The following is a 22975-nucleotide window of genomic DNA, read 5'->3' as shown; positions in this document are numbered from 1 at the left end:
GCACCGAGCCGCACCCCGTCAGCGTCGCCGGGCCACCGCGGTCCCTGGCGCCTGCCCACATCCCCGACCAGTTTGGGGGCAGGCGCCGTTCGCGTACCCGGGGGCGGTTCAGGGGCCGGCCGGGAAGTGGACGGGGCGGCCGGCGAGGTTGAGGACCACCCGGTCGCCGAGGGGGCGGGTGAAGGCGAATCGGGGGTCCCGCCGGACCGGGACAGTAGCCGTCCCGCGACTGGTGACCTGCGGGCGGGTCGCCGACCGGACGGCGGTGACGGTGATCCGGGTGTTGCAGGGCTCCGAGGTGCAGGTGGCGCGCGGTTGGGCGAGGTACTGCTCGTAGTGGGCGCGCGGGTCCGTCAGCGGCAGGGGCAGCGTTCTTCCGTCCGGGAAGGAGACCGTGCCGCGGCCGCGCGGGGCCGGGAAGTCCGCCCCCAGGTCCATCGGAGTGCGGCGATGGACAGTCGTCTCAGCACAACGTCGGGGATGTTCGGCCGCGCGTGCGGGTTCCGTCAACTGTTGTCGGTTCCGGCCGAGTTGTGGTCCACCTACGGGTGGTGGCGGGGGTTGGGGATGTGCATCGCGGCGGCGGGGGACTAGAGTGCGTTCCGGGGAGCTACGGTTCGGCTACCGCGCGTATCCGGACGCTGCTCGTCCGGGCGGCCCCGTGGGGGCGGAAGATCCCGATGAGGGCGTTCCGAGGACTGTTGTTCGTCGGTCCCTGGTGGAAGACTGCGGCCACGGCCGGGGGGCTGCTGACGTGCGGAGGTTGAGGCGATGAGTGCGACTCAGGCGGGTGGCGGTGCCACGGTGCGGCGTCTGCTGCTGGGGTCGCAACTGCGGCGGCTCCGGGAGGCCCGCGGGGTCAGCCGGGAGGAGGCCGGGTACTCGATCCGGGCCTCCGAGTCGAAGATCAGCCGGATGGAGCTCGGCCGGGTCGGCTTCAAGGAGCGCGACGTCGCCGATCTGCTGACCCTGTACGGGGTGGACGCGGAGCCGGAGCGGGCCTCGGTGCTCGGGCTGGTCCGGGCGGCCAACGCGACCTCCTGGTGGCAGGGGTACGGGGACGTCCTGCCGGGCTGGTTCCAGAACTACCTGGGACTTGAGGAGGCCGCCACCGAGATCCGCAGCTACGAGGTCCAGTTCGTCCACGGGCTGCTGCAGACCGCCGACTACGCGCGGGCGGTGATCACCCACGGCGGTCACGTCCACGAGGCGGCCGAGATCGAGCGGCGGGTGGAGGTACGGCTCAAGCGGCAGCAGGTGCTGGGCGCCGAGCGGGCGCCGCGGCTGGTCGCGGTGCTGGACGAGGCCGCGCTGCGCCGTCCCTGGGGCGGTCCGGAGCTGATGCGGGCGCAGATCGACCGTCTGCTGGAGCTGACCGAACTCCCCAACGTGGTGCTCCAGGTGATGCCGCTGGGCTTCGGCGGACTGCGGGCCGAGGGCGGGGCGTTCTCGGTGCTCGCCTTCGACGAGCAGGAACTGCCGGACATCGTCTATCTGGAGCAGTTCACCACGGCCCTCTACCTCGACAAGCCGGCCGAGGTCGCCGAGTACGCGGGCGCGATGGACGGTCTGGTGGCGGACAGCCTTTCTCCTGACCGGACACGAGAAGTTCTCCGCTCCGTACGCCAGGAGCTGTAGCAGGTAAGTACGATGAGGCCCGATCAGTTCTGATCGCGAACGACCGTTGGAGCATCGCGGGCGTTCCCGAACGGTATGAGAGGGATCGGATGTCCTACCTTTCCGAGTTGGCGCTGCAGTACATCGACGGCGAGTGGCGCGAGGGCAGCGGCTCCTGGGACATCGTCGACGTCGACCCCTTCACCGGGGACAAGCTCGCGAGCATCACCGTGGCCACCGTCGACGAGGTCGACCAGGCCTACCGGGCCGCGGCGAAGGCGCAGAAGGAGTGGGCGGCCACCAACCCCTACACCCGGCGGCTGGTCTTCGAGCGCGCGCTGCGGATCCTGGAGGACCGCGAGCAGGAGATCACCCGGGACATCATGGCCGAGCTCGGCGGCACCGCCGTCAAGGCCTGGTTCGAGCTCTCCCTCACCAAGGACATGCTGCGCGAGGCGATGCAGCTGTCCCTGCGGGCCGAGGGGCGGCTGCTGCCCTCGCCGGTGGACGGCAAGGAGAACCGGCTCTACCGGCTGCCGGTCGGCGTCGTCGGGGTGATCAGCCCGTTCAACTTCCCGCTGTTCCTGTCGATGAAGGCCGTCGCCCCGGCGCTGGCGCTCGGCAACGGCGTGGTGCTCAAGCCGCACCAGGAGACCCCGGTGGTCGGCGGCACCCTGATCGCCAAGATCTTCGAGGAGGCGGGCCTGCCGGCCGGCCTGCTGAACGTCGTCATCACCGACATCGCCGAGATCGGTGACGCGTTCATCGAGCACCCGCTCGCCAAGGTGATCTCCTTCACCGGCTCCGACAAGGTCGGCCGGCACGTCGCCACCGTCGCCGCCTCCCACTTCAAGCGGACCGTGCTGGAGCTCGGCGGCAACAGCGCGCTGATCGTGCTGGACGACGCCGACCTGGACTACGCCGTGGACGCGGCCGTGTTCAGCCGCTTCGTGCACCAGGGCCAGGTCTGCATGGCCGCCAACCGGGTGCTCGTCGACCGCAGCGTCGCCGAGGAGTTCACCCGCAAGTTCGTCGCCAAGGTCGCCACCCTGAAGGTCGGCGACCCGAGGGACCCGGCCACCCACATCGGCCCGCTGATCAACCCGGTCCAGGCCGACGCCATCTCCGCGCAGGTGGACCAGGCCGTCGCCGACGGCGCCACCGCGCTGCTGCGCGGCACCACCGTCGGCAGCCTGATGGACCCGGTCGTGCTCGGCGGCCTGCCGGCCGGCGCGCCGATCCTGCAGCGCGAGCTGTTCGGGCCGGTGGTGCTGGTGGTCGAGTTCGACGGCGAGGACGAGGCGGTGCGGATCGCCAACGACACGCCGTTCGGGCTCAGCGGCGCGGTGCACACGGCCGACGTCGAGCGCGGGGTGCGGGTCGCGCAGCGGATCGAGACCGGCATGATCCACGTCAACGACGGGACCATCGCGGACGAGCCGGTGGTGCCGTTCGGCGGCGAGAAGAGCTCGGGCGTCGGCCGGCTGAACGGCGAGTCCACGGTGGACGCCTTCACCACGGTGAAGTGGATCTCGATCCAGCACGGGCGCAGCCGCTTCCCGTTCTGAGCGGGTCCGAGGACCCGGCCGGCCCCGTGGAGGGGGCGGCCGGGTCCCCCGCGGTGGCAGATGTTCGACGGATCGAAGGGGTGGCCGGGTGACCGGGTTTCAGGAGATCGGCCGGGAGTGGCTCACCGGCGACGGTGAGGGCGGTGCGCGGCCGCCCGCCGATCTGCGCCCCGAAGTCCCGCACCCCGCCCGGATGTACGACTACTACATAGGCGGCAAGGACAACTTCCCGGCCGACCGCGAGGCCGCCGAGCGGGTGCTCGCGATCAGCCCGATGGTGCGGCTCAGCGCCCTCGCCAACCGGGCCTTCCTCGGCCGCGCGGTGCGGCACCTCGCCGAGGACGGCATCCGCCGGTTCGTCGACATCGGCACCGGCATCCCGAGCGCCGGGAACACCCACGAGATCGCTCAGCGGGTGCGGCCCGACGCCCGGGTGGTGTACCTCGACAACGACCCGATCGTGCTGGTGCACGGCCGCGCGCTGCTGAGCGGCACCACGCCGGAGAGCACCGCGGTGGTCCAGGCCGATCTGCGCGACCCGGCGGGGATCCTGGCCGCCCCGGAGGTCCGGCAGGCCCTGGACCCGGGCGAACCGGTCGGGCTGCTGCTGGTCGCGGTGCTGCACTTCGTCGACGAGCAGGACGACCCCTACGGCATCGTGCGCACCCTGGTGGACGCCCTGCCGTCCGGCAGCCGGCTCGTCCTCTCCCACGGCACGCTGGACTTCACCCCCACCGCCGACGCCGGCCGCGGCCCGGCCGTCTACCGCAACGCCTCCGCCCAGCTCACCATGCGCTCGCGCGAACAGGTGCTGCGCTTCTTCGAGGGCCTGAAGCTCACCGACCCCGGCCTGGTCACCGCCCCCCTATGGCGCCCCGACACCCCCGAGCAGCCCACCGACTCCCAGGTCGGTATCTGGGCGGGCGTGGCGGAGAAGCCCTAGCCGTTCCGGTCGGCCGGGTACCGGAGCAGCTCGGAGGTCGCGAGCTCGAAGGCGAACGGCTCCGGGACCGGCACGGCGTCGCCGAACTTCCCGGTCCACCGGCGGTGGTAGACGCCGTTGCCGGGCTCGGAGTGCAGGGTGAGGGTGCCCTCGCGCGGGTCGATCACCAGGTAGAGCGGGATCCCCATCCGCGGGTAGTCGCGGACCTTGCCGACCAGGTCGTTCTCCGGGTTGGAGGGGGAGACGATCTCGACGGCGATCACGGCCAGCTCGGCGGGGACCTGGTTGCCGCCGAGCTCGACGGTGGCGAGCGGGATGTAGGTCAGGTCGGGATTGCGGAGCCTGCCCGTGTGCGGGGAGGCGAGGTCGGTGTTCTCGCTGGGCATCAGGTCGGCGGGGCGGTGCGCGTCGAGCTGCTCGCGGACGAGCAGCAGATTGCGCTGGTGGATCACCGGGGGCCCGGCCGTCACGATGATCGCGTCGCCCGAGACCTCGACCTTCCAGCCCGACGGCGGGGTCAGGCCCTGGGCGTAGGCCAGCAGTTGGGCCTGCCGTTCGGGGATCCGCGGCTCGATCATGGGGCCATCCTGCCATCCTGGGTGTGCTCGGTCGGAGTAGTTCGTGGTGCGAATTACGGCTGTTAGGCTGGTCGGATGGCGAAGAGCGAGGGTGGCGGCAGCGGCGTCGTGGGGGCGTTGGTGCGGGCGGCGTTCCTGGTGGACGCGGTGTATGCGGAGTCGGCGCGGGAGTTCGGGCTGACGCCGCAGCAGGGGCAGTTGCTCTGTGTGCTGCTGGGGCGGTCCTATGTGATGGGGGAGTTGGGCGGTGTGCTGCGGCTGGCCAAGTCGAGCCTGACCGGCCTGGTCGACCGGAGCGAGCGCAACGGGCTGGTGCGGCGGGAGAGTTGCGAGGGGGACGGGCGGGCCGTGCGGGTGCTGCTGACGGCGGAGGGGGAGGTGCTGGCGGAGCGCTTCTACGCGGAGACCTGTCGTCGGATCGACGAGCTGCCGGCCGGGCTCTCCGAGGCGGAGCGGGAGCTGCTGGGCGGGCTGCTCGGCCGGGTGGTGCTGGACAACAAGGTGCCCCCGGTGTTCGGGGAGCAGTAGGCGGCCGGGGGCCGGAAGGGGTTGAAGTTCGCGCAACGAACTAATATGTTCGTGCTACGAACTTCAGCTCCTTTTTGCTTCTGGGGGAACGATGAGCATCGGGAACGCGGGCGTCGTCTTCGGATTCGGCGCGCCGGGGGACCTCGCCGGCACGGCGAGCCTGCTGGACGTCGTCCAGCAGGCCGACCGGGACGGGCTGGACCACTTCTCGCTGTCCGACCACCCGTACGTCGGCGGGCGGGTGGACGCGTACGCCGCGCTCGGCTTCCTGCTCGGGCGGACCGGGCGGATCAGCGGCTTCGCCAACGTCACCAACCTGCCGAGCCGGCCCGCGCCGATGCTGGCGCGGACCGTCACCTCCTTGTCGGCGCTGTCCGGCGGGCGGGTGGTGCTCGGGATGGGCGCCGGCGGGATCTGGGACCGGATCACCGACCTGGGCGTCGAGCGGCTCACCCCGGGCGAGGCGGTGGAGGCCTTCGAGGAGGCGATCGTGCTGGTCAAGCGGCTGTCGGGCGGCGGCCCGCCGGTCACCCACGAGGGGCGGCACTACCGCGTCCGGGAGATCGAGCCGTCGCCCGTCGCCGCGCCGCCGGTGTGGACGGGCTCCAACGGCCGCAAGTCGCTGGCCGCCACCGGCCGGGTCGCCGACGGCTGGATCCCCGGCCACGCGGCGGACTGGCTCAGCGAGCGCTACCGCACCTCGCGGCCGGTCGTCGACGAGGCGGCCGCCGCCGTCGGACGCGACCCGCGCGAGATCCGCACCGTCTACAACCTGCCCGGCCGGATCACCGACCGGCCGCTCGCCGCGACCCGCGACGCGGACGGCAGGTGGCTCGGCGGCTCGGTGGGCCAGTGGGTGGAGGAGCTGACCGGCGCGGTGCTGGAGCACGGCGCGTCCGGCTTCACCCTCTTCGCCGCCGACCACGGTTCGCCGGACCCGGTCACCCTCGGCCGGTGGGCGCGGGAGGTCGCCCCGGCGGTCCGGGAGGCGGTCGGGGGCGAAGCGGGTGAAGCGGGTGAAGCGGTCGGGGACGCGCACGGGAAGGGTTGAGCCCGCCCTCAGGCCGTGCGGGCCTCGCGGCGGTAGCCGCCCGGGGCGAGGCCGAACTCGCGCTTGAAGGCCTTGGCGAAGGCGTACTCCGAGCCGTAGCCGGTCTTCGCGGCGACGGCGGTGAGCGGGGCCTCGGACTCGCGCAGCAGGCGGGCCGCCGTGGTCATCCGCCAGCGGGTCAGGTACGCCATCGGCGGCTCGCCGACCAGGGCGGTGAACCGGCGGGCGAAGGCCGCCCGGGAGAGGCCGGCCCGGCCGGCCAGCGACTCCACGGTCCACGGCGTGGACGGAGCCTCGTGGATCGCGGTGAGCGCCGGTGCCACCGCCGCGTCGCCGAGCGCCGCCGCCCAGCCGGCGGCGGTGGCGGGCGGCTGCTCCTCGAACCAGGCCCGCAGGATGTACAGCAGCAGTGAGTCGATCAGCGCCGGGACGATGCCGGCCGAGCCGATCCGCGGGTTCTCCAGTTCGGCGCCGAGGAGTTGGACGGCCGCGCTCAGCTCGGGGTGGCGGCCGTGCCGGGTCTGCAGGTGGACGATCTCCGGCAGTTGCCGCACCAGCGGGTGCGGGCGCGCCTGGTCGAGGTGGTAGTTGCCGCACAGCAGGCTGGTGCGCGGCCCGTCCCCGCCGACGGTGACGGTGCCGATCGGCAGGCTCGGCCGGAACTGCGAGGGCTGCTCGGGGAAGGCCGGGGTGTCCGGCCGGTCGGCGAGGACGTGGCCCCGGCCGTCCCGCAGGAAGACCACGTCCCCCGGGCTGAGCGCGATCGGCTCGGCCGTGTCGTCCTCCAGCGGCACCAGCCAGCAGGTCCCGTAGAGGACGACGTGGAACCCGGCGCCGGCGACCGGGGGCAGCCGCAGTCCCCACGGGGCCCGGCCCTCGGTGCGGACGGAGGCGGGCTGCCCCGTCCGCATCGAACCCAGTGCCTCGGTCAGGATGTCCATGCCGCCTCCCCCGGTCGGTACGTGTTCCACCGGAACCCTACGGCTCAGGCGACGGTGAGGACGATCTTGCCCTGGGTGCGGCCGGTGGCGATCAGCTCGTGCGCCTTGCCGGCCTCCTCCAGCGGGAAGGTCTCGGCGATGTGCGGCCGGATCCGGCCCTGCTCGACCAGTTCGGCGATCGCCTCCAGCGAGGCGTAGTCCGGCTCCACCGAGATGCCGGCGAACCGGCGGCCGGCGGCCTCGACCTCGGCGGCCAGCGCGGTGTTCCAGTGCTCCATGATCGAGACCAGGACGCCGCCCTCGCGCAGCACCTCCAACGAGGCGGTGCCCTGCGAGGAGGAGTCGAGCACCACGTCCACCTGGCCGACCGCCGACAGGAAGCCCTCGGTGCGGTAGTCGATCACCTCGTCCGCGCCCAGGCCGCGCACAAACTCGTGCTTGGGCTCGCTCGCCAGGGCGATCACGTACGCGCCGCGGGCCTTGGCGATCTGGACGGCGAGGTGGCCGACGCCGCCGGCCGCGCGGTGGATCAGCACCCGCTGCCCCTCGGACAGGCCCGCCGCGTCCACCAGGCCCTGCCAGGCGGTGAGCGCGGCCAGCGGCAGCGCGGCGGCCTCGACGTGGTTCAGCGCGGTGGGCTTGCGGGCCACCTGGCGGGACGGCACCGCGACGTACTCGGCGTAGCCGGTGGCGGCCCGGGGGAAGAACGGCAGGCCGAACACCTCGTCGCCGGCCTTGAACCGGGCACCCGGACCGGCCACCTCGACGACGCCCGAGATGTCCCAGCCGACGCCGAAGGGCGGCTCGCCGAGCAGCGGGTAGGCGCCCGAACGGACCGCCACGTCCACCGGGTTGACGCCGCTGGCGTGGACGCGGACGAGCACCTCGCCGCCGCGCGGGGCGGGCCGGTCGGTCTCGACGACCTCCAGGACCTCGGGGCCGCCGACGGACTTCTGGACAACTGCGCGCATGGGACTGCTCCTTGTCGGTGCGGTGTGCTGCTCTCGGTGACGTGGTCAACGGTAGGCAGGGCGGGCGCGCGGCTGAATATCCTGCGGTCTCGGGAAGATGTCCCAGCGTCTCGCCGGCCGGTCGTCCTGGCGTTCCGTCCCTCGGACGGCTCCCGCGGTGGCCCCTCCCACGGCGGGAGGGTCCACCGCGGCGGCGTGCGCGAACAGGACGCTCCGCACCGTCGGGCGCTTCGCCCGGCTCTGCCGGCTGGGCGTCGAACAGCTCCGCCACTACGGCGACACCGGGCTGCTGCCGCCGACCCGGGCCGCCAACTGCCCCTGGCCGCCCGGACGACGGAGCCGTCCCGGATCGAGCGGGAGGCGATGGCGGAGCCGGTCCGGCTCAGGAGTCGGCGCTCAGGTCCCCGATGCGGACGAGGGGCCGGCCGGACCGCCGGCAGTGCCACCAGGCCCGCTCCCCGTCGTCCGGGTCCGCGGCCGGTACCAGCAGGTGGACGTGGCCGGGGCAGGTCGGCCACTGGAGGAACTCGTAGCCGGTGACGTGGTCCTGCACCTGTTCGGCGACGAGCGCGGTGAGCGGCCCGGGCGGCAGGTAGGGGTCCACTTCGAGGGTGTACCGCAGGCCTCGGGCGCTGCCGAGGCCGAGCAGGAAGCCGGACCAGGGCTCCTCGGAGAGCTCCCAGCAGGCACCGGCCGGCAGTCGGGCGCCGGCCGGCAGGTGGCGCAGGTCCCGCCCGACGCGGGCGCAGGGGATGTGGAACCCGGTCGGCACATCGGCCGGGGGCGGGGCGTCCAGGGGCCAGGCGGCGATGGTGGTCCGCATACGGGCCAGGCTACCGGCGAGGGTTGGGCGGGGAAGGGGGAACAGCCCCCGGGGTACGGGCCCCGGGGGCTGTTCCGGCCGTGCGGGCCGGTCGGGCGTTCCGGCCGTGGGACCGGGTCGGTCAGAAGACCGGCTGGCCGGCCCGGACCAGGCGCCAGGAGTCGGCGGCGAAGTCGGCCGGGTCGATGACGCCCTTGGCCTTCACCCAGGCGATCATCGCGTTGCGGATCTCGTCCGAGTTGGCCCACACCTTCTGGGAGGCCGCGACGTGCGGGAAGTTGCCGCCGCCGTTGGCGCGGTAGTTGTTCACCGCGAGGACGAACTGGGCGGTGGGGTCGATCGGACGGCCCTCGAAGCTGAGGTTGACGATCCGCGAGCCGACCGGCTGGGCGATGTCGATGTCGTACGAAACGCCGTACACCGAGTCGTAGTTGTAGTCCGGGGTGTTCTGGGCGTTGGTCAGGGTGGCCTTGTCGACCGGCGCGCCCGGGGCGAGCTGGTTGTAGTACTTGGCCGAGAACTCCAGGTAGTCCTTGATCTGGGCGCCCGTCAGGATCCGGGCCTCCAGGGTGTTCTCGTAGATGTACAGGCCGGCCGCGTCGCGCAGCTTGACCTGGCCGGCCGGGATGACGGCGGTGCGGTTGAACGGCGCGGCCTGGGCGAGTACCGGCAGCTTGGCGTACTGGCCGCCGGCCAGCGCCGCGCGCACCACGTCGGCCTGGACCCGGCCGATGAGGTCGATGATCGGGGTGTCCTTGAACGGCGCGTCGGCGATGGACAGCGCGATCTTGGCGGTGCCGATGACCTGGTTGACGTACTCGACGACCTTCTTGTGCTGCTCGGTCATCAGGTCGACGATCTCCGGGTCCTCCGGGACGGTGTTGGAGTTCAGCACCCGGGAGGAGAGCGAGACGACCTTCCACGCGCCGCCGTCGAGCTCGACCTCGAAGTCGAAGCAGGTCAGCCGCTGGCCCCAGCACAGCGGCTCGGACAGCACGACGCTCTTGCCGGTCTCCTTGTTGACGACCAGGCGCTGCGGGATCTCCTTGTGGGCGTGGCCCACCAGGACGGCGTCGATGCCGGGCACCTGCTCGGCCAGCGCGACCGAGACGTTCTCGCCCCAGGGCAACTGGTCGCCGTAGGAGGTGGCCTCGTCCATGCCGGAGTGGCAGGCGATCACGACGACGTCCGCGCCGGCGGCCCTGACCTTCGGCACCCAGATCCTCGCCGTCTCGACGATGCCCGGGAAGGTCATCTTTCCGGCGACGTTCGCCTTGTCCCAGATCGCGATGCCCGGGTTGGTCAGGCCGACGATGCCGACCTTGAGGGCCGGGCCGCTGCCGAGCTTCACCTTGCGGATGACGTAGGGCGGGAAGGCCGGCTTGTCGTTGCGGGCGTTCAGCGCGTTGGCGCCGAGCAGCGGGAAGTCCAGCTGCTCCTCGTAGGCGCGCAGGGTGTCGATGCCGTAGTTGAACTCGTGGTTGCCGAGCGCGGCGGCGGTGTACTCCATGGTGTTCATGGCGAGCGCCATCGGGTGCTCGGGCGCGGTGTCGGCCTCGGTGGCGATCGGCTCGACCCGGGCGTAGTAGTAGGTCAGCTGGGTGCCCTGGATGGTGTCGCCGGCGTCGATGAGCAGGCAGCGGTCCCAGCCCTTCTCCTCGCGGACCTGCTTGGCCAGCGTGGAGATCTTGGCGAGGCCGACCTCGTTGTGCGCCTTGTCGGCGTAGACGGCGTCGGTGAAGTAGTCCCAGTTGAGCACCCGGCCGTGGAGGTCGGTGGTGCCCATGACGGTGAAGGCCTGGCGCTTGGTCCGGCCCTTGGCGCGGGCCTCGTCCGGTCCGGCCGCGGCCGCGGGGGAGGCGGCGGCGAGGGCGCCGCCGCTCACGAGGGCGGCTCCGGCGGCGGTGGCGGCGGACCGGGTGACGAAGTCACGGCGGTTCAGGGGCATGGACGACTCTCCCGGTGGGGACGGCGGCAACGGACCGTCAACGACGGCCGGGATCGCCGCCGGTGACGGCGGGAAGGCGCGTTGACGCGCGTAGAAGTACGCGCGTAGAAGTCTGCCGTGCGCTCCCCTCCGGCGGATAGTCCCCGGACCTTTCCAACAGGTGAGATCTTGGCGACTCGTTCGTGACCCGGGCGGGCGGGTACCGCACCCGCCCGCCCGGACCGCGGCGGAGCACCGCCGTCCTCCTGGCGGAGCACCGCGGGGACTGCCTGGACGCAGCCCTCGCGTACCGCGTGGGCTGCCTAGATGTAGCCCTCGCGCACCGCGTGGGCCACCGCGTGCGCCCGGTTGCGCAGTTGCAGCCGGGTCGTCAGACCGTGCAGCACGTTCTTCACGGTGCGCTCGGAGTACGACAGCCGGGCCGCGATCTCCCCGGTGTCCCAGCCCTCGGCGACCAGCCGCAGCACGTCCGACTCACGCTCCGACAGACCCGTCGGAGCCTGGCCCGGCATGCCCTGGACGGACCGCTGCAGCCGCCCCACCTGGGCGATCAGCCGCCCCTGGAGGTCGGCCGGCAGGTCGCCGTCGCCCCGGGCCGCGGCCAGCACCGCCCGGCCCAGCCGCTCCGGCGTCGCCTCCCGTCGCCACAGGATCGCCGCCACCCCGCACTCGACGGCCTCCATCAGCTCGGTCTCGCGAAGCCGCTCGACCACCAGCACCACCCGCTGCCCGGCACCGCGGACCAGCCGGCGCAGGGCCGCCGTCGCGGCCGCGTCGGCGGACTCGGCGACCAGCACGGTGACCGTGCCCGGACCGGCCGCACCGCTCGGGTCGACCACCGCCACCCCGGGGAAGCGGCGCAGCTGCGCCTCCGCCCCCGCCCGGGAGAGCGGATCGGCGGCCTGGACGGCGACCGGCACCGTCGAGCTGCGGGCGGCCGCCGCGGCGACCGCCCGCCCGGCCCCGGCCGCACCGCGGACGGCGACGGCGGCCTGCGGATGGACGGCTGCCGCGGCGGTACCGACGGCATGGGTGTTCGTGGTGACCGAGCGGGACGCCGTCGGGCGCTGCGGCGGGACCGTACGGGTGGCGGACGCCGACCCGGACGACCCCACCGCCGTGCCCCGGCGGTCGTACTCGGTGTGCAGAACAGTCAAATCTGGCCCCCTCCTGGAGAAGCCGGCCGGCCACCCGGCGGACCCCGAACGTCAGGGCGTGGCGCCCCACCCGGGTCGGCCGACCGTTTCGACGGCGATCCGGGAGCGCTGCCCGTGCCCCGGAATCAACCACCATGCTTCCCGCCCGGGCAGGCTCCCGGCCATCGTGGTCCACCACGAGATCGGGCCCGCCGAGCGGTCCCCGCCGATCGGGGGAGGCAACGTTTTCGGCCCCCCAGGTGGTCTGGAAGTTCGGAGAGGTGGGTCGAGGGGCCGCCGGAACACCGCGAAACCGTCGAATCGGGCGGTCGGAGCGGCCCGGACCGGCCCGCAGCGGTCCGGGCGGGAAACCCCGTCCGCGGGCGCGGAAACCTGACTCGCCAGTAACGCGTGGTTAGTACGTCAAGCCGTTTTCCCGGTAGAACGACAGGCGGTGCCCGTTCGGACACCGACGAAGACCCGGGAAGGGCAAAGAGGAGCACCTGGATGAGCACCGCCACGTCCACCCGCCTCGTGGACCGCGAACCGCAGCTGCGGCTGATCGCCGACCGGGCCGCCGGCGCCCGCCGCGGCACCGGCCACGTCCTGCTGCTCACCGGCGCCGTCGGCACCGGCCGCACCGCGCTCCTCGCCGAGGCCGCCCGCCGGGCCGCCGCCGACGGCACCACCGTGCTGCGCGCCCGCTGCTCCGCCGAGGAGGCCACCACCCCCTACGCGGCCGCCCGCCAGCTCTTCGACACCGGCCCGACCCCGGCCGGCCCCTACGTCCACACCGCCTGGGCCCCCCGGCCCGCAGCCGCGGGCCCCGCCGAGGCCGCCGCCGGCGGCATCGAGCCCGACACCGCCGAGTCCACCCTCTGGTCCCTGCTCCGGCTGCACGGCACCCACCACCCGCTGCTGCTGGCGATCGACGACATCCACCTCGCCGACGAGCCCTCCCGCCGCTGGCTGCGCCAGGTCGCCCGCCGGATCGACCGCCTGCCCGCCCTGCTGGTGGCCACCGAACGCCGGCAGGCCACCCTCACCGGCGGGACCGACCGCTTCGCCCGCGACCTGCCGCCCGAGCTCGCCACCACCCTGCGGCTCGCCCCGCTCGGCACCCCGGCGGCCGTCCTGCTCGCCGGACAGCGGCTCGGACCCGGCACGCCCCCCGGCCTGGCCGCCGACTGCGCCCGCGCCACCGGGGGCAACCCGCTGCTGCTCACCGCGCTGCTCGCCGACCTCGCGGCGGCGGACGGCGGCGGCGAGGGTGCGGACGGCGGCGATGGTGGGGACGGTGCGGAGGACGGGGAGAGCGCGGAGGGTGGCAGCCACGAGGCCGCCGTGCCCCCCGCGACAGCGGCCCGGACACTGCCGCCCGCCCGGACGCTGCCGCCGGCCCGGACGCTGCCGCCGGCCCTCCCCGAGCGGTGCGGCGCCCTCCCCGGCGGCGCCTTCGCCGAAGCCGTCGAGACCTGGCTGCACGGCGCCGGCGAACGCGCCGTCACCGCCGCCCGGGTCCTCGCCCGGATGCACGAGCACCCCGCCGCCGACGCCGCCCCCACCCCCGGCACCCCGCCGCTGGACCCCGTCCCCCTGCTCGCCCACCTCGCCGCCGCCGACCCCGGCCGGCTCACCGGCTGGCTCGCCGACCTCACCGCCCACCACCACCTCGACACCTCCGACGCCGGCCGCTGGCCCCGCTTCGCCCACCCCCTGCTCGCCGACGCCGTCCTCACCGGCCACGCCCCCGGCCACCGCGCCGACGTCCACCTCGCCGCCGCCGAGCACCTCCACCACGCCGGCGCCCCCGACGAACTCGTCGCCGGCCACCTCCTGCTCACCCCCGCCCCCGCCCCCCACTGGGCCGCCGACACCCTGCGCCGCGCCGCCCGCGGGGCCGCCGACACCGACCGCCCCGCCGACGCCGTCGCCCTGCTGCGCCGCGTCCTCGCCGAACCCCTCAGCGACCGCCGACGCGGACTGCTGCTCTCCGAACTCGGCAGCCTCGAAGTCACCCTCGGCCCCGCCGAACGCACCATCGGCCTGCGCCACCTCGCCGAGGCCGTCCACCTCCAGCAGACCGACGAAGGCGTCTTCCGCGCCGCCGGCACCCTCGGCGCCGTACTCGCCACCCGCGGCGACACCGCCGCCGCCATCGAACTCATGGACGAGCTGGCGCACCGCTTCGCCGACCAGGAGGACGTGCTGCAGGCCGTCCAGGCCGCCACCGCCCAGATCGCCGCCCACGACGGCCGCAGCTGGCTCCAGGTCGTCGAAGGACTCCAACGCCTCGCCGCCCGCACCCCGCACCGGCTCGCGCCGCCCGCCTACGCGCTGCTCACCGAGTTCGACGCCACCAGCGGCCTGCTCGCCGCCACCGAGGTCGGCGAACGCGTCCGCGAACTCGAAGCCTCCCCCGTCGACCCGCTCTGCCGCTCCTACCTGCTGATCTCCCTCGCCACCCTCTGCCAGTGGGCCGACCTGCTCGACGAGGCCGACGAACTGGCCGTCCGCGGCCTCACCTCCTTCCGCGGCGGCCCCCTCGACCCCGGCTACCAGTGCCTGCTCAGCGTCCGCGCCGAGGCCAGGATCATGCGCGGCGAGTACCAGGCCCTGCTGGAGGACTACGCCCTCACCGCCCCCGGCTCCTCCGCCGGCCCCACCCCGACCGACCGGACCCCCCCCCGCCAGTCCCTCCCGCCCACCCCCTGGGGCCCGCCCGGACTGCCCCGGCTGCCCACCTGGAGCACCCCGGCCGCCCAGGCCGCCCAGGCCGCCCCCGACGCCCGCCCCGCCGCCGAGGACACCGGCCCCGGCCGCTACGCCGAACTCCTCGGCCAGCAGAACGCCCACCTCGTCGCCCAGGCCGTCATCGCCCTCGTCGAGACCGGCCGGCTCTGGCAGGCCCACGGCCTCGCCCGCGCCGTCGCCGCCGACCGCGCCCGGGACTCCTGGGAGTGGAACGAGTACCTCTACTCCCGCGGCCTCCTCCGGCTCGCCTCCGGCGAACCCGCCGAAGCCCTCGCCGACCTCCTGGAATGCGGCCGCCGCCAGGGCGAACGCCAGGTCCACAGCCCCATCGTCACCCCCTGGCGCACCGCCGCCGCCGAATGCCACCTCCAACTCGGCGAACCCGGCCCCGCCGTCGCCCTCGCCGAGGAGGAACTCCGCCTCGCCCGGATCTGGGGCACCCCGCGCACCGTCGGCCGCGCCCTGCGCACCCTCGCCGCCGCCACCGGCGGCCGGCACGGCCTCGACCTCGCCGCCGAGGCCGTCCAACTGCTGCGCACCGCCGAGATCGACACCGAACTCGTCCCCGCCCTCATCACCTACGGCCGGCTGCTCGGCGACGGCGGCCGGCGCGGCGCCGCCCGGCGGGCCCTGCGCGAGGCCGCCGGGCGCGCCGAACGCCTCGGCGCCGTCCGGCAGCGGGCCGCCGCACTGGAGGCACTGCGGGCCTCCGGCGCCCGCATCGGCCGCGGCGACCACGCCGGGGCGGAGGCGCTCACCGACAGCGAACTGCGGATCTGCCGGCTCGCCGCCGCCGGGCACTCCAACGCCGAGATCGCCGCCATGCTGCACCTCGCGGTGCGGACGGTGGAGACCCACCTGACCAACAGCTTCCGCAAGCTGGGGGTGCGGCGCCGGCTCGAACTGCCCGGCGCGCTGGAGGCCTGACGGGACGGGCGCCCGACGGACGGGCGGCGGAGGCCGGCCGGACATGCGAACGGCCCCGGTCCGCAGGGGACCGGGGCCGTACGACTGCTGTCTCGACGCTGTCAGGAGGCCGGCACCAGGGCCGCCATCTCGTCCACCGCCCGGGCCAGTTCGGCCGCCGGGTCGGCCCCGTCCGCCGCCCACGGCTGCCAGGTCAGCGCCCGCAGATAGCCGTCCACCGCCAGCGGCAGCCGCCGCCGGACGATCGGCTCGGTGGTCGGCCCCGGCCCGGCCGTACGCAGCCGCTCCAGCAGCCCCGGCACGTTCGCCGACGGCGGCAGCGGCGCCGAGCCGACGAACGCCGCCAACTCCTCCAACTGGGGCCAGAGCATCGGCGGGGCCGGCGGCGCCGCAGGTGCCGCCGACACCGGGGACGCGGCCGGGGACGCGGCCCGGGGTGCCGCCCGCCGGGCGTGCAGCGCGACACCCAGCGGCGACGTCCGCCCGGCCGGCCCCGGCCCCGACTCCGGCCCGGACTCCGGCCCCGACCCGGACTCCGACTCCGGCTCCGGTTCTTCGGGGACCGGCGGCGCGGGCGGACCCTCCCCGCCCGGCGGTTCGTCCGGCGGCTCGTCCGGCTTGCGCGGCCACAGGGCCACCGTCGCGACGTACGGCCCCGCCACCAGCAGCGCCGAGAGCGCCACCGGACTCTGCAGCCCGATCGCCGCCCCCGCCCCGGCCACGGCCGCCGCACCCGCCGCATAGTGCTTGGCGGAGGTCAGGTACGCCCAGACCCGCCCACCCGGCCCGCCGGAGCCGTTCCCGCCACCGTTACTGGTAGCCACGGATCTCCTCGAACGCCCCGTCCAACGAACCCGTCCCGTCGAACAGCTTGCCGCCGGTCAGATCGGCGATCCCCTGCAACTGCCCCTTCGCGGCGTCGCCGAACAGGATCGGGAACACCGGCGTCGCCTTCTGCGCGGAGGACAGCCCCTCGTAGAAGGTCCGGAAGTCCTTGTCCGACGCCCCCTCGTTGCTCTCCCCGTCCGTCATCAGCACGATCGAGGTGAACCGGTCGTCCCCGGCCGCCGACTGCTGCCGCTGGATCACCCGGTACGCCTCCTGCAGCGAGGAGTACACCGCCGTCCCGCCGTCCGCCGACAACGCCTGCACATCCCCGTTGATCGACGCCAGCTCCTGCTGCGCCCCCGCGCCGGTCGGCACCGAGTGCGTCTTCGTCGACTTCACCTTCGAGGCGAAGGAGATCAGCGTGACCTCCTCGCGGTCCCGGAACCGCCGCACCCCCCGGGTGTCGTCCGCACCCGTCAGCCGGCCCATCGCCGACTTCAGCGAGCTCAGCCGCTGCCCGGCCATCGAGCCCGAGGTGTCCAGCACGTACACCGTGCGCGAGGGGCGGCGCAGCTCGTTCTGGTACGAGGACAGCAGCCCGTCCGCCACCGCCCGGGTGCCGGGGAAGGGCAGCTCGTGCCGCCGATCCGTCGGCAGCCCAGCCGCCGGAGCCACCCCCGCCGTCACCGGACGGCGCAGCGTCAGCTCGGAGATCCGCTTCTGCACGTCCTCCTTGAGCAGGTAGGAGGTGAGTCGCTGGAACGACTCCCGCTCCCGCTGCGCCGAGGAACTCAGCAACGTCAGCGGGTAGTTCGCCGAAATGACGCCGTCGGTCGGGCGGACCACGGTGAGCTGCTGGTCGGCGGCCAGCGTCTTGTTCATCGACAGCAGCACCGACTCGTAGTTCACCAGCGCGCCGATCGAACCCCGCTCCGCCCGGCTGTACGCCTGCGCCAGCCAGCCCGAGGAACCCGAGGTCAGCTTCTGGCCGGTGAAGAACTGCTTGAGCTGCGGCGTCGCCTTCTGCACATCCGCCTCGGTCAGCGCTGCATTCGCGCCCGAGAACGCCGAGGCCACCGACACCAGCGCCGAGAAGCCGGAGTTCGACCGCGACGGGTCCGCCATACCGTACGACAGCTTGCCACCGGACGCGGCCTCCGCCAGGTTGCCCCAGGTCACCTTGGAGCCGTCGCCCCAGCCCAGGTCGCCCAGCACCGCGGAGCGGATGCCGAACGCGACCGGCGAGGCCATGATCGGCGTCTCCGAGAGCAGCTTCGACTTGCTCCCCTCGTCCAGGTGCAGGTACTGGTTCGACGGGAACCAGATCGCGTCGTACTTGCCGTCGGTCCGGCCCGCGGACACCGCGTCCGCACCGTCCAGCGAACCGGTCCAGGCGAACTGCACCGTCACCCCGGTGGCCTTCTGGGCCTCCTCCAGCACCGGCGCCAGGTCCTGGAGTTCACTGCCGGCCAGCACCCGCAGCACCCCCGGCTGCGCGCTGGCCGCCGGCGGATCACTGGGCCCGGTCTTCGGCGGCGGCGCGGGCGACGACGTGCACGCCGCCACCGACGTCGCCACCAGCAGCGCCAGACCGGCTATCAGGCCCCGCACACCACTCCTGCGCATCGTGCTCGCTCCTGTCCTCATGTCCCCCATCACTTGGCCTTCGCGGCGTCGACCAGCTGCTTCATGACCGCCGGGGTCGGCACCGTGGCCTGCGAGACCTTCGCGACACCCAGGTCGGGTGCGAACGCGAACCGCGCCTCCGGGATGCTGCTCTGCGTTTCGTGGACCTTGGCGGCGAACGCCGCCGCTCCCGCCGCGCCCGACGGCCGGAAGCCGTACTTGATCTCCAGTTCGCGCAGCGCCGGGTCGTCGGCCAGCGCGTCGGCGAGCCGCTGGCCCTTGTCGTTGAAGGCGACGATCGTGTGGTCGGAGACCACGGTGGTGTCCGGGTAGAGCATCACCATGTCCGCCGGGGCCTTCTTCTTCAGGACCAGTTCGAGCGCCTGGGACTCGTACGCCAGCACCAGCGGGCGGCCGTTGCCGGACACGAAGTCCATGAACGGTTCCTCGGTGGAGTTCTTCATGACCCCCTGCGGGGAGATGACCGCCTGCAGTTTTTCGCCGATCTGCTGCGTCACCCCCGCCGGTGCCGGGATCACCTGGTTGGCGTTCAGCAGGTAGGACACCATGGCGAGGTACAGGGCGCCCGAGGAGGACGTCTCGGGGTTGGTGGTGGTCAGGAAGATGGACCCGACGAGGTCGCCCGGCTTCTCGTTCGCGGGCGGATTCGGGAGCTTCTGCCAGGTCGTCTTGTTCTCGACGCCGTCGAGGAAGCCCTTCATCGAGAACTTCCAGACGTGGCTCGTCTCGTCCTGGGACGCCAGGTTGTTCTGCCTCAGTACCTCGGCGGTCGACTTGTACGTGACGATCACCAGCGGTGAGTAGAACGGCCGGGTCGGGGTGCTCTTCAGATTGTGGTCCGCCTTGATCGCCTCGGCGGGCTGCTGGCTCGCCGGGAAGACGAAGTCCAGGTTGTCGTTCTTGAGATCGCCCATCTGCCAGGAGCCGGCGCTCTGGGTGTTCACCACCAGCCCTCGGGCCTTCAAGGCGTCCTTGACCTGCTGGTCGTCGAAGAACGCGCCCTTCTCCGAGCCGACCATGCCGGTGAGGGTGATGTCGTTCGGACCGGGCTTGGGGCCCGGCTTTCTGTTCACGACCGCGAACACCAGCCCCCCGAGCACCAGAAGTACCGTCAGTACTCCGATCACGCGCTTCATTCCGGAAGCTTCCCCCCTCGTCACAACGTTCTCTCCCCACCCGGGTGACGAGCGTCCCGCCGGGCCGGGAGCAGGGGCGGAAGTCCTGGTGAACCAGGGGTGAACAGCCCTTCACGGAATCGCATCGGGGATCGAGTGCGGACGGACTTCCGGGAACCTCTCGCACTCCGGTCCGACGTTGTGTCAGATTGTTCAACTCTCCTTACGGCAACGGCCATCCCGTTGTCCGGACCGGCATCGACGTTACGCGCCGGTAATGCCTACTCTCAGCACTATGCGCCGAGCAAAAATCGTCTGTACCCTCGGGCCCGCCACCGACACCTACGACCAGATCAAGTCCCTGGTCGACGCCGGGATGGACATCGCCCGATTCAACCTGAGCCACGGCTCCCACATCGAGCACGAGGAGCGGTACCGCCGGGTCCGCAAGGCCGCGGACGAGAGCGGCCGCAGCATCGGCGTGCTCGCCGACCTTCAAGGCCCGAAGATCCGCCTCGGGACCTTCGCCGAGGGCCCCGTACTTCTCGAACGCGGCGACGAGTTCACCATCTCCACCGACAAGGGCGTCGAAGGGGACCAGAACGGCTGCGGCACCACCTACCCCGGCCTGGCGGGGGACGTCACCGCCGGTGAGCGGATCCTCGTCGACGACGGGCGGGTCACCCTGGAGGTCGTCGAGGTCGACGGGCCCCGGGTCCGCTGCCTCGTCGTCGAGGGCGGGCTCGTCTCCGACCACAAGGGCCTCAACCTCCCCGGGATCGCCGTCTCGGTGCCCGCGCTCAGCGACAAGGACGTCGCCGACCTGCGCTGGGCCCTGCGGACCGGGGCCGACCTGATCGCGCTCTCCTTCGTCCGCAGCGGCCGGGACGTCGAGGACGTCCACCGGGTGATGGACGAGGAGGGGCGCCGGGTCCCGGTCATCGCCAAGATCGAGAAGCCGCAGGCGGTGCAGAACCTCGACTCCATCGTCGACCGCTTCGACGGCATCATGGTCGCCCGCGGCGACCTGGGCGTGGAGATGCCGCTGGAGCAGGTGCCGATGGTGCAGAAGCGGGCGGTCAAGCTCGCCCGGCGGAACGCCAAGCCGGTCATCGTCGCGACCCAGATGCTCGACTCGATGATCAACTCCTCGCGGCCCACCCGCGCCGAGGCCTCCGACGTCGCCAACGCCGTCCTCGACGGCACGGACGCGGTGATGCTCTCCGGCGAGACCTCGGTCGGCAAGTACCCGTCCGAGACGGTCCGCACCATGGGCCGGATCATCGAGGCCGCCGAACAGGACGTCCTCGCCGACGGCCTGCCCGTCCTCACCCCCAGCAACAAGCCCCGCACCCAGGGCGGCGCGGTCGCCCGGGCGGCCGCGGAGATCGGCGACTTCCTGCACGCCAAGTACCTGATCGCCTTCACCCAGTCCGGCGACACCGCCCGCCGGCTGACCCGCTACCGCTCGCCGATCCCGGTGCTGGCCTTCACCTACGAACCCGCGGTGCGCAGCCAGTTGGCGCTCACCTGGGGCGTGGAGACCTTCCTCGGCCCGTTCGCGCCCACCACCGACGAGATGGTCGAGCAGGTCGACGCCGCCCTGCTCTCCCTGGGCCGCTGCGAGAAGGGCGACATCGTCGTCATCACCGCCGGCTCCCCGCCCGGCCTCGCCGGCTCCACCAACCTCGTCCGCGTCCACCACGTGGGCGCCCTGGACAACTGACCGAACCCGGATCATTCGTGCGAGGGCGACATCCCCCGTATCGGGGAATGTCGCCCTCCTCGTGCCTCGGGCGGCGTGGCGGACCGCTGGCGCCTTCATAACATCCGTGTTATGACATGGGGAGAAGTGGAACTGGATCCTCCGGCTCGGCCAGGACGCGCAGGAAATCGTGGCCTTCTACGTTGACCTGCTCGCCGACCGCGGCCCGTTGCTCGGTGAGCCCTACAGCAGGCAATTGGACGGCAAGCTCCGCGAACTGCGCTTCCATCTGGTTGAGCTCGACATGCGGGTCACCTACTGGATCGCACCGGGCAGGAGGATCATTCTGCTCACGGTGTTCCGTAAGACCCGGATGCGGGAGACCGCCGAGGTCGACCGGGCCCGGCGGGCACTGGCGCGCTGTGTGGCGGAGCGACACTCCGTCGACGAGGAGGGGTGAGCGGAATGAGCGACCGGACGTCCTGGCGTGCCATGCGTGAGGAGATCCTGGGCCGACCGGGTGCGGGTGCGGCCTACGAAGCGACTCGTATTCGGTTCGAGCTCGGCGAGGCCGTCCGGCTCCGCCGGGAGGCACTCGGAATGACGCAGGCCCAACTCGCGGCGGCGTGCGGCATGCAGCAGTCCGCCATTGCCCGATTCGAGACCGGTGGCACGATGCCCACCATTGTTGTTCTCGAGCGGCTCGCCTCGGCTCTCGTTATGCGTCTCACCGTGGAGTTGGAGCCTTTGGACCGGGCGAGCTGACCGCTCGCGGAGATGCTCCGACGTCGTCGTCACCGGCGGCTCCACCAGCCTCGTCCGCGTCCACCACGTGGGCGCCCTGGACAACTGACCGCCCCGGTGAGGCTCCGCCCCGGGCGGAGCCGCACCGGCGTCAGTGCTTCGGGTCGATGTGGGCGTCCATCAGGGCGACGCAGGCCTTGCGGGCTATGGAGACGTTGATCTGGCCGGTCGGGCGGGGGGTCGAGGCCTTCCACTGCACGCCGACCGCGTCGAGGGTGTCGGTGAGGAGGCGGACGATGTCGGTCGAGGTGTTGGTGAAGAAGTAGCGCGGGTACTCGTACCGCTTCTCGACACCGCCGACCTTGCGGGTCGTCCAGTTGGTGATCCGGCAGCCGTCGGAGTGGATCAGCCCGCGCAGGAACTCCCAGGGATGGGCATCGACGATCTCCTGCTGCCACGGCTGCAGGGCTATGGTGCGCTCGTGCTTCTTGCCGGGCCCGTGCTGGGGGAAGTAGCACGTCAGGTGCTTCGAGTACACCTTGACGTTGTGGCAGCCGGGCCTTCGTACGCGGCAGGGCTTGAGGGTCGGGAAGACCTGCCGTACGGCTGATTCGACGGAGTTCATGACCCCGGGCCACTTGTCGTCGCAGGTGATGAACAGGCTGGGGATCCTGTGTTGCGCGGGGTGGCTGATGTGGCCGTCGCCCAGGTAGAGCCCGAGCAGGTAGGAATAGGCCGATCTGTTCAGATCATCCCCGAAGCAGTGCATGCAGGTGGACTGTTTGCGGCCGGGCAGTTGGCCGTGTTTCGCGAGGTCCTGGTGCTTCCACCAGGAGACGGTGCCGCGCGGGGCGCCCAGGCGGCGAGCGGTCTCCGCAGTCCCGACGCCGCTGCGCAGGAGCTGGACAGCTTGCTCGCGCACGGATGGTTCGTACATGCGCACGATCCTGGGGTGTCATCGCGGGACTGTCGGGCAAATGAATGGCCGCTCACTCGAACGAGTGAGCGGCCATAATCGTTGTGCTGGATCCGACTTCCTTCGATTCGAAGGAAAAGTGCCCCGAGTGGGATTCGAACCCACACTGTATGGTGTTTGAGACCATCGCCTGCTGCCGATTGGGCTATCGGGGCCTATGATTCGAAGGTGGTTG

At 72.7% G+C, this 22975-nt stretch carries 20 protein-coding genes and 1 tRNA gene; 9 read left to right on the top strand and 12 right to left on the bottom strand.

What is annotated here, in order from left to right:
- Nucleotides 1–108: 108 nt before the first annotated feature.
- Nucleotides 109–438: a hypothetical protein gene (locus tag IF01_RS0101680; RefSeq protein WP_030391389.1), complete on the bottom strand. Its 330-nt coding sequence runs from the start codon at nucleotides 436–438 to the stop codon at nucleotides 109–111.
- Nucleotides 439–771: 333 nt separating this feature from the next.
- Here IF01_RS0101680 and IF01_RS0101670 point away from each other — a divergent pair, with 333 nt between their 5' ends.
- From IF01_RS0101670 to IF01_RS0101660, 3 genes are all read left to right on the top strand, one after another.
- The gene (locus IF01_RS0101670; RefSeq protein WP_030391388.1) at nucleotides 772–1638 is read left to right on the top strand and encodes a Sco1979 family transcriptional regulator; all 867 of its coding nucleotides are present in this window, start codon (nucleotides 772–774) and stop codon (nucleotides 1636–1638) included.
- An 89-nt stretch (nucleotides 1639–1727) separates the two neighbouring features.
- On the top strand, nucleotides 1728–3185 hold the full coding sequence (locus IF01_RS0101665) for an aldehyde dehydrogenase family protein (protein WP_030391387.1): 1458 nt from the start codon (nucleotides 1728–1730) through the stop codon (nucleotides 3183–3185).
- An 88-nt stretch (nucleotides 3186–3273) separates the two neighbouring features.
- Entirely contained in the window at nucleotides 3274–4128 is an 855-nt protein-coding gene (locus tag IF01_RS0101660; protein ID WP_030391386.1) for an SAM-dependent methyltransferase, read from the top strand.
- Here IF01_RS0101660 and IF01_RS0101655 read toward each other — a convergent pair.
- Complete coding sequence (locus IF01_RS0101655) at nucleotides 4125–4706, bottom strand: Uma2 family endonuclease (protein ID WP_030391385.1); 582 nt, start codon at nucleotides 4704–4706, stop codon at nucleotides 4125–4127. The two genes, IF01_RS0101660 and IF01_RS0101655, sit on opposite strands and share 4 nt — an antisense overlap.
- Nucleotides 4707–4781: 75 nt before the next feature.
- Here IF01_RS0101655 and IF01_RS0101650 point away from each other — a divergent pair, with 75 nt between their 5' ends.
- Complete coding sequence (locus IF01_RS0101650) at nucleotides 4782–5234, top strand: MarR family winged helix-turn-helix transcriptional regulator (protein ID WP_030391384.1); 453 nt, start codon at nucleotides 4782–4784, stop codon at nucleotides 5232–5234.
- Nucleotides 5235–5325: 91 nt separating this feature from the next.
- Nucleotides 5326–6285 (top strand): LLM class flavin-dependent oxidoreductase, encoded by a 960-nt coding sequence (locus IF01_RS0101645; protein WP_030391383.1) that lies wholly within the window; start codon nucleotides 5326–5328, stop codon nucleotides 6283–6285.
- Nucleotides 6286–6293: 8 nt separating this feature from the next.
- Here IF01_RS0101645 and IF01_RS0101640 read toward each other — a convergent pair whose 3' ends face one another.
- From IF01_RS0101640 to IF01_RS0101620, 5 genes are all read right to left on the bottom strand, one after another.
- Nucleotides 6294–7226 carry an AraC family transcriptional regulator gene (locus IF01_RS0101640; protein ID WP_030391382.1) on the bottom strand — a complete coding sequence of 311 codons (933 nt, stop codon included), beginning with the start codon at nucleotides 7224–7226 and terminating at the stop codon, nucleotides 6294–6296.
- 44 nt (nucleotides 7227–7270) lie between these two features.
- Entirely contained in the window at nucleotides 7271–8197 is a 927-nt protein-coding gene (locus IF01_RS0101635; protein ID WP_030391381.1) for an NADP-dependent oxidoreductase, read from the bottom strand.
- A 382-nt stretch (nucleotides 8198–8579) separates the two neighbouring features.
- Nucleotides 8580–9020 carry a hypothetical protein gene (locus IF01_RS0101630; protein ID WP_030391380.1) on the bottom strand — a complete coding sequence of 147 codons (441 nt, stop codon included), beginning with the start codon at nucleotides 9018–9020 and terminating at the stop codon, nucleotides 8580–8582.
- Between the two features lie 121 nt (nucleotides 9021–9141).
- Nucleotides 9142–10968, bottom strand: a complete 1827-nt coding sequence (locus IF01_RS0101625) for a bifunctional metallophosphatase/5'-nucleotidase (RefSeq protein ID WP_030391379.1) — start codon at nucleotides 10966–10968, stop codon at nucleotides 9142–9144.
- A 302-nt stretch (nucleotides 10969–11270) separates the two neighbouring features.
- A complete protein-coding gene (locus IF01_RS0101620; RefSeq protein ID WP_051742222.1) occupies nucleotides 11271–11888 on the bottom strand; it encodes a helix-turn-helix transcriptional regulator in 618 nt (205 codons plus the stop codon).
- 723 nt (nucleotides 11889–12611) lie between these two features.
- On the opposite strand from IF01_RS0101620, the gene IF01_RS41165 reads away from it, so the two are divergent.
- Nucleotides 12612–15785: a helix-turn-helix transcriptional regulator gene (locus tag IF01_RS41165; protein ID WP_051754813.1), complete on the top strand. Its 3174-nt coding sequence runs from the start codon at nucleotides 12612–12614 to the stop codon at nucleotides 15783–15785.
- 101 nt (nucleotides 15786–15886) lie between these two features.
- Here IF01_RS41165 and IF01_RS46630 read toward each other — a convergent pair whose 3' ends face one another.
- From IF01_RS46630 to IF01_RS0101600, 3 genes are read right to left on the bottom strand one after another with little or no spacing between them, the layout of a single operon-like run.
- Entirely contained in the window at nucleotides 15887–16609 is a 723-nt protein-coding gene (locus IF01_RS46630) for a hypothetical protein (protein WP_030391376.1), read from the bottom strand.
- Nucleotides 16596–18239, bottom strand: a complete 1644-nt coding sequence (locus IF01_RS0101605) for a VWA domain-containing protein (protein ID WP_030391375.1) — start codon at nucleotides 18237–18239, stop codon at nucleotides 16596–16598. Before IF01_RS0101605 ends, IF01_RS46630 begins: the two co-directional genes overlap by 14 nt.
- Nucleotides 18240–18268: 29 nt before the next feature.
- Complete coding sequence (locus tag IF01_RS0101600) at nucleotides 18269–19396, bottom strand: substrate-binding domain-containing protein (RefSeq protein WP_030391374.1); 1128 nt, start codon at nucleotides 19394–19396, stop codon at nucleotides 18269–18271.
- A 274-nt stretch (nucleotides 19397–19670) separates the two neighbouring features.
- On the opposite strand from IF01_RS0101600, the gene pyk reads away from it, so the two are divergent.
- The 3 genes from pyk (at nucleotide 19671) to IF01_RS0101585 (ending at nucleotide 21845) form a co-directional block, all read left to right on the top strand.
- Nucleotides 19671–21101, top strand: a complete 1431-nt coding sequence (gene pyk, locus IF01_RS0101595; protein ID WP_030391373.1) for a pyruvate kinase — start codon at nucleotides 19671–19673, stop codon at nucleotides 21099–21101.
- Nucleotides 21102–21237: 136 nt separating this feature from the next.
- Entirely contained in the window at nucleotides 21238–21540 is a 303-nt protein-coding gene (locus IF01_RS41160; protein ID WP_208624274.1) for a type II toxin-antitoxin system RelE/ParE family toxin, read from the top strand.
- A gap of 5 nt (nucleotides 21541–21545) precedes the next feature.
- Nucleotides 21546–21845 (top strand): helix-turn-helix domain-containing protein, encoded by a 300-nt coding sequence (locus IF01_RS0101585; protein WP_030391372.1) that lies wholly within the window; start codon nucleotides 21546–21548, stop codon nucleotides 21843–21845.
- 130 nt (nucleotides 21846–21975) lie between these two features.
- On the opposite strand, the gene IF01_RS0101580 is transcribed toward IF01_RS0101585, so the two are convergent.
- Both IF01_RS0101580 and IF01_RS0101575 read right to left on the bottom strand, forming a co-directional pair.
- Nucleotides 21976–22767, bottom strand: a complete 792-nt coding sequence (locus IF01_RS0101580) for a helix-turn-helix domain-containing protein (protein WP_030391371.1) — start codon at nucleotides 22765–22767, stop codon at nucleotides 21976–21978.
- A gap of 113 nt (nucleotides 22768–22880) precedes the next feature.
- Nucleotides 22881–22955 (bottom strand) — tRNA-Leu (locus IF01_RS0101575).
- Nucleotides 22956–22975 lie beyond the last annotated feature (20 nt).

It is taken from the genome of Kitasatospora purpeofusca (assembly GCF_000718025.1).
GTDB classification, from domain to species: domain Bacteria; phylum Actinomycetota; class Actinomycetes; order Streptomycetales; family Streptomycetaceae; genus Kitasatospora; species Kitasatospora purpeofusca.
The sequence above is the reverse complement of the archived record's forward strand: the minus strand, read 5'-3'. Positions and strand labels throughout refer to the sequence as shown.